9 protein-coding genes are annotated in these 10,057 nt (G+C 76.1%); 6 read left to right on the top strand and 3 right to left on the bottom strand.

Annotation, left to right across the window (positions count from 1 at the left end):
• Positions 1-86: 86 nt before the first annotated feature.
• On the bottom strand, positions 87-2,282 hold the full coding sequence (locus tag QC029_RS29695) for a S9 family peptidase (protein WP_279558943.1): 2,196 nt from the start codon (positions 2,280-2,282) through the stop codon (positions 87-89).
• 297 nt (positions 2,283-2,579) lie between these two features.
• On the opposite strand from QC029_RS29695, the gene QC029_RS29690 reads away from it, so the two are divergent.
• From QC029_RS29690 to QC029_RS29675, 4 genes are all read left to right on the top strand, one after another.
• A complete protein-coding gene (locus QC029_RS29690; protein WP_093661216.1) occupies positions 2,580-2,774 on the top strand; it encodes a hypothetical protein in 195 nt (64 codons plus the stop codon).
• Between the two features lie 24 nt (positions 2,775-2,798).
• Positions 2,799-3,728: an N-acetyl-1-D-myo-inositol-2-amino-2-deoxy-alpha-D-glucopyranoside deacetylase gene (gene mshB, locus QC029_RS29685; RefSeq protein WP_279558942.1), complete on the top strand. Its 930-nt coding sequence runs from the start codon at positions 2,799-2,801 to the stop codon at positions 3,726-3,728.
• Positions 3,725-4,117, top strand: coding sequence for a DUF6113 family protein (locus tag QC029_RS29680; RefSeq protein WP_279558941.1), 393 nt, complete (start codon positions 3,725-3,727; stop codon positions 4,115-4,117). The genes mshB and QC029_RS29680 overlap by 4 nt, the downstream gene beginning before the upstream one ends.
• A gap of 228 nt (positions 4,118-4,345) precedes the next feature.
• Entirely contained in the window at positions 4,346-6,370 is a 2,025-nt protein-coding gene (locus QC029_RS29675; protein WP_279558940.1) for a hypothetical protein, read from the top strand.
• A gap of 40 nt (positions 6,371-6,410) precedes the next feature.
• Here QC029_RS29675 and QC029_RS29670 read toward each other — a convergent pair whose 3' ends face one another.
• Positions 6,411-7,286: a transglutaminase-like domain-containing protein gene (locus tag QC029_RS29670; RefSeq protein WP_279558939.1), complete on the bottom strand. Its 876-nt coding sequence runs from the start codon at positions 7,284-7,286 to the stop codon at positions 6,411-6,413.
• 19 nt (positions 7,287-7,305) lie between these two features.
• Complete coding sequence (locus QC029_RS29665) at positions 7,306-8,334, bottom strand: GNAT family N-acetyltransferase (RefSeq protein WP_279558944.1); 1,029 nt, start codon at positions 8,332-8,334, stop codon at positions 7,306-7,308.
• A gap of 144 nt (positions 8,335-8,478) precedes the next feature.
• On the opposite strand from QC029_RS29665, the gene fdxA reads away from it, so the two are divergent.
• A complete protein-coding gene (fdxA, locus tag QC029_RS29660) occupies positions 8,479-8,805 on the top strand; it encodes a ferredoxin (protein WP_093661226.1) in 327 nt (108 codons plus the stop codon).
• Between the two features lie 89 nt (positions 8,806-8,894).
• A complete protein-coding gene (gene dapC, locus QC029_RS29655; protein WP_279558938.1) occupies positions 8,895-9,998 on the top strand; it encodes a succinyldiaminopimelate transaminase in 1,104 nt (367 codons plus the stop codon).
• The last annotated feature ends 59 nt before the right edge of the window (positions 9,999-10,057 follow it).

The following is a 10,057-nucleotide window of genomic DNA, read 5'->3' as shown; positions in this document are numbered from 1 at the left end:
GCGGCCCACCGGCCGCGGCGGCACCCGTGTCTCCGGGGCCCGACAGGGCTCGACGGTGCCCGAGAGTGCCCGAGGGTGCCCGAAGGTCACGCCATGCCCAGCGACCGCTTGAGGAAGGCGACCTGGAGCAGCAGCAGGTTCTCGGCCACCTGCTCCTGCGGGGTCATGTGCGTCACCCCGGACAGCGGCAGCACCTCGTGCGGGCGGCCCGCGGCCAGCAGCGCCGAGGACAGCCGCAGGGTGTGGGCGGCCACCACGTTGTCGTCGGCCAGACCGTGGACGATCATCAGCGGCCGGTGCGGCTCGGCCGGCGCGGACAGCCCCTCGTCGGTGACCAGGGAGTTGGCCGCGTACACCTCCGGCCGTTCCTGGGGCAGTCCGAGGTAGCGCTCGGTGTAGTGGGTGTCGTACAGCCGCCAGTCCGTCACCGGCGCGCCCGCCACGGCGGCGTGGAAGACGTCCGGGCGGCGCAGCACGGCCAGCGCGGCCAGGTAGCCGCCGTAGGACCAGCCGCGGATGCCGACCCGGCCCAGGTCCAGGGGGTGGTTCCCGGCCAGTGCGCGGAGGGCCTCGACCTGGTCCTCCAGGGTGACGCCGGCGAGGTCGCCCGCGATCGCCTTCTCCCAGGCGGGGGAGTGGCCGGGGGTGCCGCGGCCGTCCGCGACCACCACGGCGAACCCCTGGTCGGCGAACCACTGCGAGGTCAGGTACGCGTTGTGCGCGGCCAGCACGCGCTGGGCGTGCGGACCGCCGTAGGGGTCCATCAGGACCGGCAGGGGCCCGTCGCCGTCGCGGTAGCCGGTGGGCAGCAGCACGGCGGCGGGGATCCGCCGCGCGCCCGCCCTCAGCAGCCGGGGGCGGGCGGTCAGCACGGGCGTCTCGGCGCGGGAGGCGATCACCGCCAGCGGCGTCGGGGCGCCCTTGCCCGTCTCGGGCAGGCGCAGCGCCTCGACGCGGACGCCGGGGCGGTCCGGGGCCGAGGTGGACAGCACCACCGTGTCCCCGCCGCGGACGGCGGAGGCGACGTGCGGGACGCCCTCGGGGGAGACCCGCTCCCAGCCGCCCTGGTCGCCGCTGCCCCGGAACCAGGCCCGGTGGACGGCGATCTCGCCCACGGGGGAGCCCTCGGGGGCGTCCGGCCCGGCGGAGGCGGAGAACAGCACGTCGTCGTCGCCGACGTCCAGCACCGCCCGCACGTGCAGCGCCGCGGAGGTCAGCGCCCGGTCCCCGACCACCAGGACCCGGGCCCCGCCCTCGTCGGCGATCCGCACCAGGCGACCGTCGGGCGTCCAGGCGGGCACGCCGGGGAACAGGTCCAGCCACGCCGGGTCCTCGTCCGCGTGCAGCGGGGCGGTGCGGCCGGTGGCGGTGTCGACGGTCAGGTGGAGCTGGCCGCGCTGGTCGCGCGACTGGACGAGCAGCAGGGGCGGCCCGGCGGCCGACCAGTGGACGCGGGCGAGGTACGGGTAGCGGACGCGGTCCCAGACCACCTCGGTGCGCTCCCCGCCCCCGACGTCCAGCAGATGGAGCGTCACCTCGGCGTTGTCCGTGCCGGCGGCCGGGTAGGCGACCTCGGCCGGCTCGCTCCCGGGACGGGCCGGGTCGGCGATCCACCAGCGGCGCACGGGCGAGTCGTCCACCCGGGCGGCCAGCAGCCGGGTGCCGTCCGGGGACCACCAGAAGCCGCGCGAGCGGTCCATCTCCTCGGCCGCGACGAACTCCGCCAGGCCCCAGGTCGTGCGGCGGCCGCCGCGGAGCTCCTCCGGTTCGGCCAGCGCCCGGTCGTTCCCGCCGCCGGTGTCCACCACCCGCAGGGCGCCGTCCGCCACGTAGGCGACGCGCCGTCCGTCCGGGGAGGGGCGGGGGTCCACCACCGGGGTGGGGGTGGGCACCTCGCGCGCGGCGGCCGTGCGCAGATCGGCGGTGAACAGCCGCCCGGACAGGGCGAAGGCCGCCGTCTCCACCGCGGAGTCGGTCGCGTAGGCGACCACCCCGGCCGACCCCTCGCGGCTCCGCTCGCGCCGGGCGCGCTCCTCGGGGGACAGCTCCTCGTCCGCCCCGCCGAGCAGTTCCGCGGGGTCGGCCACCGCGCGCTCCCCGCCCCCGTCCGGGGCGGGTCCGCCGGCGGGGGCGAGCTCCCGCACCCACAGCAGGTTCGCCCGGTCGGCGCCGCCGCGGGAACGGAGGAAGACGACCCGGGAACCGTCCGGGGCCACGGTGAACGCGCGCGGCGCTCCCAGGGTGAAGCGCTGGGTTCTGGCGTACTGGCGTGGAAACGACATGACCATGGGCCGAGCGTACGGCGTCCCCGCGCCGCGTCCCCCGCGATGCGCCCGCCGCCGGTCCGGCGCCCGTCACCGGGGCTGCCGGGGGCGGCCCGGGCGCCCCGGAACGGGCGACGTGTCCAAGGTCACACGGGCGTGCGCCCCTCTTCTGCACCCGTGCACCGATCCGTGCCGTCTCACGGAAAGTTATGATCCGTTGCGCATGGTTCTCGGCGGGGTATGTAGCTTCGGACGGCCCCGTCGTACAAGCGTCCTGATTCCCTGTCGACCGCTCGCTCTTGGAGGTGAACCGCCGTGGCACTCTCGATTTCGGCGGTGGTGCTGCTGGCGATCATCGTCTTCCTGCTGATCAAGAAATCCGGACTGAAGACCGGACACGCCCTGGTCTGCATGCTCCTGGGCTTCTACATGGCCAGCTCGTCGATCGCTCCCACCATCAGCGAACTGACCTCGAACGTCGCGGGCATGATCGGCAGCATCAAGTTCTGACACCGGCGGCGTAGGCTCGCCCTCATGACCGAGCTTCCCGCGCGCCGCCTGATGCTGGTCCACGCGCACCCCGACGACGAGTCGATCACCAACGGCGTCACCATGGCCCGATACGCCGCCGAGGGTGCGCTGGTCACCCTGGTGACCTGCACGCTGGGAGAGGAGGGCGAGATCATCCCGCCCGCCCTGGCGCACCTCGCGGCCGACCGGGAGGACGGGCTGGGCCCGTACCGGATCAGCGAACTGCGGCACGCCATGCGGGAACTGGGCGTGTCCGACCACCGCTTCCTGGGCGGTCCGGGCCGCTACCGCGACTCGGGGATGTTCGGCACCCCGGCCAACGAGCGCGCCGACTGCTTCTGGCGTGCCGACGTCGACGAGGCGGCCTCCCACCTCGTCGCGGAGATCCGCGAGGTGCGCCCCCAGGTGCTGATCACCTACGACCCGGACGGCGGGTACGGCCATCCGGACCACATCCAGGCCCACCGGGTGGCGACGCGCGCGGTGGAGCTGGCGGCCGACCCCGCGTACCGCACCGCTCGGGGCGGGCCGCACCGGGTCGGCCGCGTCTACTGGAACTGCGCGGCGCGCTCGGTGGTCGAGGAGGGCTTCGCCCGGCTGCGCGCCGCCGGCGGCGGCCCCTTCCCGGACCTGGCCTCGGCCGAGGACGTCCCCGGAGTGGTGGACGACGCCGAGGTGGCCGCCGTCGTCGAGGGCGGCGAGGCCGAGGCGGCGGCCAAGGCGGCGGCGATGCGCGCCCACGCCACCCAGATCGTGGTGGGCGACTCGCCGTCCGGCCCGCCCGGGTCCTTCGCCCTGTCCAACCGGCTGAGCCAGCCGCTGCTGCACACCGAGCACTTCCGCCTCGCCGGCGGCGGCGTTCCCGGCGAGCCGGTCCGCGACCTCTTCGAGGGGCTCGTGGGGCCCGCCGCGGGCGCCGGGGACCCCCGGTGAACGCGCGGGCGGGACGGATCGCCGCGTACGTCCTCCTGGCCCTGCTGGGCGGGGTGGTGGCCGTCGCGGGCGCCCTCGTCCAGGCCGGCTGGTTCCCGCTGGGCCTGCTGCTGGCGATCGGCGGGGCCGTGGCCCTGTTCTACGGCGGCGCGCGGCTGACCGGCACGAAGGTCGGCGCGGCGGCGCCGGCGGGCGGCTGGATGCTGGTGGTGCTGCTGCTGACCTCCACGCGCCCCGAGGGCGACTTCCTGTTCGGCACCGGCCTGGGCTCGTACGTCTTCCTGCTGGGCGGGATGTTCGCCGCCGTGATGTGCGCCACGCTCGCGCCCTCCGGTCACCTCCCGCCCGCCGGGCCCGCGGATTCCGCGCGCCCGGTGAAGGAACGGTGAAACGGGCGGCGGCGATCGGCACGCGGTCGACAACCGGCCCCGGGGTGGCCGAGAATCCGCGCGGCGGCACACCGGCACGGCCCCTCCCGCACGGCCTGCCGGGACGGCGATTCGGCACTCCCGGAGTCCGGGGCGGCGGCCCCCAGTAAGGTGGTGCGCGCCGGCGAGCCGCTCGCGCGAGCCGATCGGAACCATGACGGGCGGCGAATCCAACCGGGAGATCCTGCTTTGAGCCGTGAAACTGACAGTTCGTCCTCCGGGCCCCAGGCGCGGGGCGGTGCCGCCCGTCCGCCGGGAACCGGGCCGTACGCCGCACCGGCGGGCGAGTCCGCCGCGCAGCCGTCCGAGCCGAGGACCGAGACCACGCTGACCACCCGCATCCGGATCAACATCCCGGGTTCCCGGCCCATCCCGCCGGTCGTCGTGCGCAAGCCCGTCGGCGAGAACGACGGCGAGGCCGGCGGGCAGGGGGCGGAGACGGACGGCCCGCCGCCCGCCCCGGGCGGTGCGAACGGCGGCGCGGGGGCGCCCGCGCCGGGGGCGAACGGGGCGCCCGCGGCGCCGGGTTCGCCCGGGCCGGGAGGATCCTCCGCCAACGGCGGCGGGAAGCAGGCCAGTTCGTGGTTCGCCCCGCGCAAGCCCCCGTCGGGCGGCGGCGGTACGGGCGGTGCGCCCGGTGCGTCCGCCGGTGCGCCCGGCTCCGGAGCCGCGGCCCCGGCGGGGCCGCCGCGGCAGCGCACCGACACCCCGCCGCACGGCTTCCCCACCGGCCCCCTGGACGCCACCGGCCCGATCGGCGCCGCCCGCGCGGAGGGCGCTCCGCCGCCCGCTCCGGGCGGCACCCCGCCGCACGGCTTCTCCGCCGCGGTCCCGCCGCCCGCCCCGGGAGGCAGACCCAGCGGGCCGACCACCGGACCGGCCACCGGCGACATGCCGCTGCTGCCGCCGGGGTTCCGGTCGGCCGGCGGCACCCCGCCGGCCGGCCCGGGCGACACCGGGCCGCAGCCCACCGTGTCTCCCGCTGTGTCTCCCGCTGCGTCCCCCGCCGTGTCCGAGGTGCCCGGTCCCGTCACCGAGCCCGAGCCGCCGCGCACCGGCGGGCCGGAGTTCGACCTCGGCGGCCCGGCCCCCTTCCCCGGCCCCCCGGCGGGTCCCGGCCCCTCCAGCGGGCGGGTCTCCGGCGACACCCTGGTCAGCGGCATCCCGCGGGTGCCGCCGGCCGACGATGACGACGGCCGGCCCGCCCCGTCCGCGGCCGGCCAGGGCGCCCAGGTGCCGCCGCCCGCCCCGGCCCCCGCCAGGCGGGGCCGCTCCAAGCTGGTCCTGGTCGGCGTCGCCGCCTTCGGCGTGCTCGGCGTCGCGTACGGCGCGGGCCTGCTGCTGGACCACGCCGACGTCCCCAACGGCACCACCGTGCTCGGCGTGGACATCGGCGGCGCCAGCAAGGAGGAGGCGATGAACAAGCTCGACGCCGTCCTCGGCGAGCGGGCGGACACACCGCTGGTCCTCGACGTGGAGGGCGCGGAGAAGACGCTCAAGCCGAGCGTCGCGGGCCTGTCGCTGGACACCGAGAACACCGTGCGCGGCGCGTCGGGGCGCGACTACAACCCCGTCTCCGTCATCGGCTCGCTCATCGGCGGCGCCCGGCACGCCGAGCCGGTCTTCACGGTCGACGAGGAGAAGCTCACGGCGGCCCTGGAGGACCTCACCTCGGAGGCCCCCGGCGGAGCGCCGCAGGACGGCATGGTGAAGTTCGTCGACGGCAAGGCCGTCGGTGTCCCCGGCAAGCCGCACCGGCGGGTCGACGTCGCCGAGAGCGTCGACCTGCTGGAGGACGCCTACCGCGAGCAGGTCGCCACCGGCAGGAACGGCGCGGTCGCGCTGCCGGTCTCCCTCCAGCAGCCCGAGGTCGGCCAGGAGGAGATCGACCGGGCGATCCGGGAGTTCGGGAAGCCCGCGATGTCCGGCTTGGTCACGGTCAGGGCGGGCGACCGGTCGATCCCCTTCAGCCCCACCGGGTCGCTGCCGAGGTTCCTGTCGATGAAGCCGGTGAACGGCAAGCTCGTGGACACCTACGACCTCAAGGTGCTCAAGGAGCTGTACGGCAGCACCTTCGACGGCGTCCTGATCGCCCGCGGCAACGGGACCAAGACGCCGGTCACCCCCCAGGACGTCGCGGGCGCGCTGCGCGAGGCGCTCCGGCAGACGGACCCGGCCAAGCGGGTCGGCGTCATCGAGCTCGACCCGCGGTAGGCCCGGAGGGCTCAGCGGAACACCGGCGGCCCGCTCCCGGCTAGTTGAGCCGGGAGCGGGCCGCCCGTGCCTCGCGGCGGACGGCGTCGGCCGTGCTGGGCTCCATCGCGGCGACCATGTCGGCGTAGGCCTCCATCTCGCCCGCCCCGCCCTTGAAGTCGCCCCGCTCCACCAGCAGCCGCGCGCGCTCGTAGCGCAGCCTGGCCGGGTGGTGCGGCAGCAGCAGCGACAGTTCCACTGCCCACAGCTGGACGTCCGTGCGCTCGGGGCGGGCCGCCGCCCACGCGCGGATGTTGTTCAGCACGCGCTGCACGATCTCCAGCGGGCCGGCGGGCTGGAGCATCGCCGCCGACGGCGGCGCGCCCGTCGTGCTGGCCACCAGCATTTCGACGTCCCGTTCGTCCATCGGCAGGCCGCCCGCGAAGGGATCGGCGAGGACGTGCTCGCCGCGGGGGTCGCCGAAGCCGACCACGAAGTGCCCCGGCAGCGCGACCCCGTACACCGGCGCGCCCGCCCGGCGCGCGACCTCCATCCACACCACCGACAGCAGGATCGGCAGCCCGCGCCGCCGCTTCAGCACCTCGCCCAGCAGCGAGGACTCCAGCCGTTGGTAGTCGGCGGGCGTGCCGTGGAAGCCGTGCCGCTCGCCGAGCAGGTCCGCCAGGGCGCGCGCCCACCCCCCGGGCCCGCGCGCGGGCTCGTACGGCAGCAGGCCCGTCAGCCGGTCCAGCTCGATCTGGGCGGCGTCGACGAGGCCGTCGACGTCCTTCCCGCCCGCCCCTTCCGCTTCCGCGGCGGAGCCGGCCTCGGCGTCGATCAGCAGGCACAGCAGTGCCAGGTCCGGCCGCTCGGCCCGCGCGGCCTCCGCGAACCGCTCCCGCACCCCGCGGGTGTCTCCGATGTCTCCGCTGTCCATGAAACCTCCGTACCCGTACTCAGCCGAGAGGTGCCCTGCGGTAGTGGTACGCGTGGTGGTCAGCGAAGCCCATCCGGTCGTACATCGCCCGGGCCGCCGTGTTCTCCGGCTGGACCTGGAGGTACGCCGCCGAGGCCCCCTCCGCCAGCGCCGCGCGGGCCAGTTCGGCCATCACCGCCGTGGCCAGCCCCTCGCGCCGCCGCTCCGGGGCGACCTCGACGGCGGCGAACCCCGCCCACCGGCCGTCCACCACGCACCGTCCGACGGCGGCCGGCACCCCTCCTCCGTTGCTCCTGCTGCTCCCGCCGTCCCCGCCCGGCACGGTGGCGAACCACACCGACGGGCCGCCGGCCAGCACCTTCAGCGCGTCGCCGGCCGCCCCCGTGGCGCTGCGGCCGTACCCGGACAGCCAGGCCGCGTCCGGCCGCCGCGACAGCCGCACCCGCGCGTCCGGCTCGCGGTCGGCCAGCGGTGCGAGCGCGCCGACGCAGAGGACCGCGAACCGCTCGGCCGTCCAGCCGCGCCGCTCCAGCTCGGCGGCCAGCAGCTCGTCGCCGCCGGCGCCGCCCGTGGTGATCTGGACGAGGGCGGGCAGCCCGCGCTCCCCGTACCAGCGCACGACCCGGTCCAGGGCCGTGTCCAGGTCCGTGCCGGGGTCGCCGAGGGGCAGGACGGAGTTGGCGCGGCCGGTGAAGCCGCCGGAGGCGCGCAGCCGCCACCCGCCCAGGCGCGCCGTCTCCACCGCGGGCCAGCCGCGCGCCGCCACCTCCACCAGCTCCCGCACACCCGCCGCCGGGCCCCTGCGGCGGGCGGGCTCGGCGGGCACGACCTTCCCCGCCACCAGGGCCGACTCCTCGATCCGCACGCCCTGCCCGCCGCGCCGCGTGATCGAGAGCACACCGTCCGTCCACGATGTGAGAACACCGACCGTGTCGGTGAAGGCCGCGCCCGCGTCCCCGGACCCGGTCAGACTGCGCACCGAGACGCGTTTGCCCACGTCGTCGGCGCTGATGCGAAGCTCAAGTCGTCCGCCCATGGTGAACTCCACAGTCGTGACCACCCCTCCTGTTCGTCTCCTGCCCGGGAACGGAGATACTAGGGGCGGGCATCGACGACGCCGCGCTCCCGCGCGCCATGCGGCTCAGCCACAACCGGACCGGCTGCCCGCGCCCTACCGAGGAGGAACGACAGCGTGACCTACGTCATCGCGCAGCCTTGTGTGGACCTGAAGGACAAGGCATGCATCGAGGAGTGCCCCGTCGACTGCATCTACGAGGGCCAGCGGTCCTTGTACATCCACCCGGACGAATGCGTCGACTGCGGGGCCTGTGAACCGGTCTGCCCGGTCGAGGCGATCTTCTACGAGGACGACGTCCCGGAGGAGTGGAAGGACTACTACAAGGCCAACGTCGAGTTCTTCGACGAGCTGGGCTCGCCCGGCGGCGCCAGCAAGCTCGGCCTCATCGAGCGCGACCACCCCTTCGTCGCCGCGCTCCCGCCGCAGAGCCACGACGAGTGATCCCGCGCCACCCGCAGCACTGACCCCGGTCCCGTACGGCCCCGCCGCCGTGCGGGACCGGGCTTTTCCCGGAAAGAGAGCGAAGCCACGTGCCACCCCTGTCCTCCCGCCTGCCGGTCTTCCCGTGGGACCGGCTGGAGCCGTACAAGAAGACCGCGGCCGAGCACCCCGACGGCATCGTGGACCTCTCCGTGGGCACCCCGGTCGACCCGGTGCCCGAGGTGGTCCGCGAGGCGCTGGCCGCCGCCGCCGACAGTCCCGGCTACCCGACGGTGTGGGGCACCGCGGAGCTGCGGGACGCGATCGTCGGCTGGTGCGAGCGGCGGCTGGGCGCGCGGGGGCTGGCGCACACCCACGTCCTGCCCGTCGTCGGCTCCAAGGAGCTGGTGGCCTGGCTGGCGATCCAGCTCGGCATCGGGGCCGCCGCCGGGGACAAGGTGGCCTACCCGCGGCTGGCGTACCCGACCTACGAGGTGGGGGCGCGGCTGGCGGGCGCCGAGCCGGTCGCCTACGACGAGCCGCGCGAGGTGGACCCCGAGGGCCTGCGGCTGCTGTGGCTGAACTCCCCCTCCAACCCCACCGGCCGGGTGCTGCCCAAGGAGGAGCTGAGGGACACCGTCGCCTGGGCGCGCGAGCACGGCGTGCTGGTCTTCAGCGACGAGTGCTACCTGGAGCTGGGCTGGGAGGCCGAGCCGGTCTCCGTCCTCCACCCGGACGTCTGCGGCGGCAGCCACGAGGGCGTCGTCGCCGTCCACTCGCTGTCCAAGCGCTCCAACCTGGCGGGCTACCGCGCGGCGTTCCTGGCCGGGGACGAGGCGATCCTGGAGGAGCTGCTGCGGGTGCGCAAGCACGGCGGGATGATGGTGCCGGCGCCGGTGCAGGCCGCCACGGTGGCGGCGCTCGGCGACGACGCGCACGTGGCCGAGCAGCGCGAGCGCTACGCCGCACGGCGCTCGGCGCTGCGCACGGCGCTCGAGGCGAGCGGCTTCCGGATCGAGCACAGCGAGGCGTCGCTGTACCTGTGGGCGACGCGGGACGAGCCCTGCTGGGACACGGTCGGGGAACTGGCGCGGCGCGGTGTGCTGGTGGCCCCCGGGGACTTCTACGGCCCGGCGGGCGAGCGGTTCGTACGGGTCGCCTTCACGGCCACCGACGAGCGCGTCGGTGAGGCGGTACGGCGCCTCACCGCGTGAGGCGTGCCGCCGCCCGGCGCGGGCGGCGGCGCGCGGGCGGGGCCCGGGGAGCGCATCGG

Origin of the sequence: Streptomyces sp. DH37 (assembly GCF_029813835.1) — a bacterium.
GTDB lineage: Bacteria > Actinomycetota > Actinomycetes > Streptomycetales > Streptomycetaceae > Streptomyces.
This window is presented reverse-complemented; position numbering and strand designations above follow the sequence as displayed.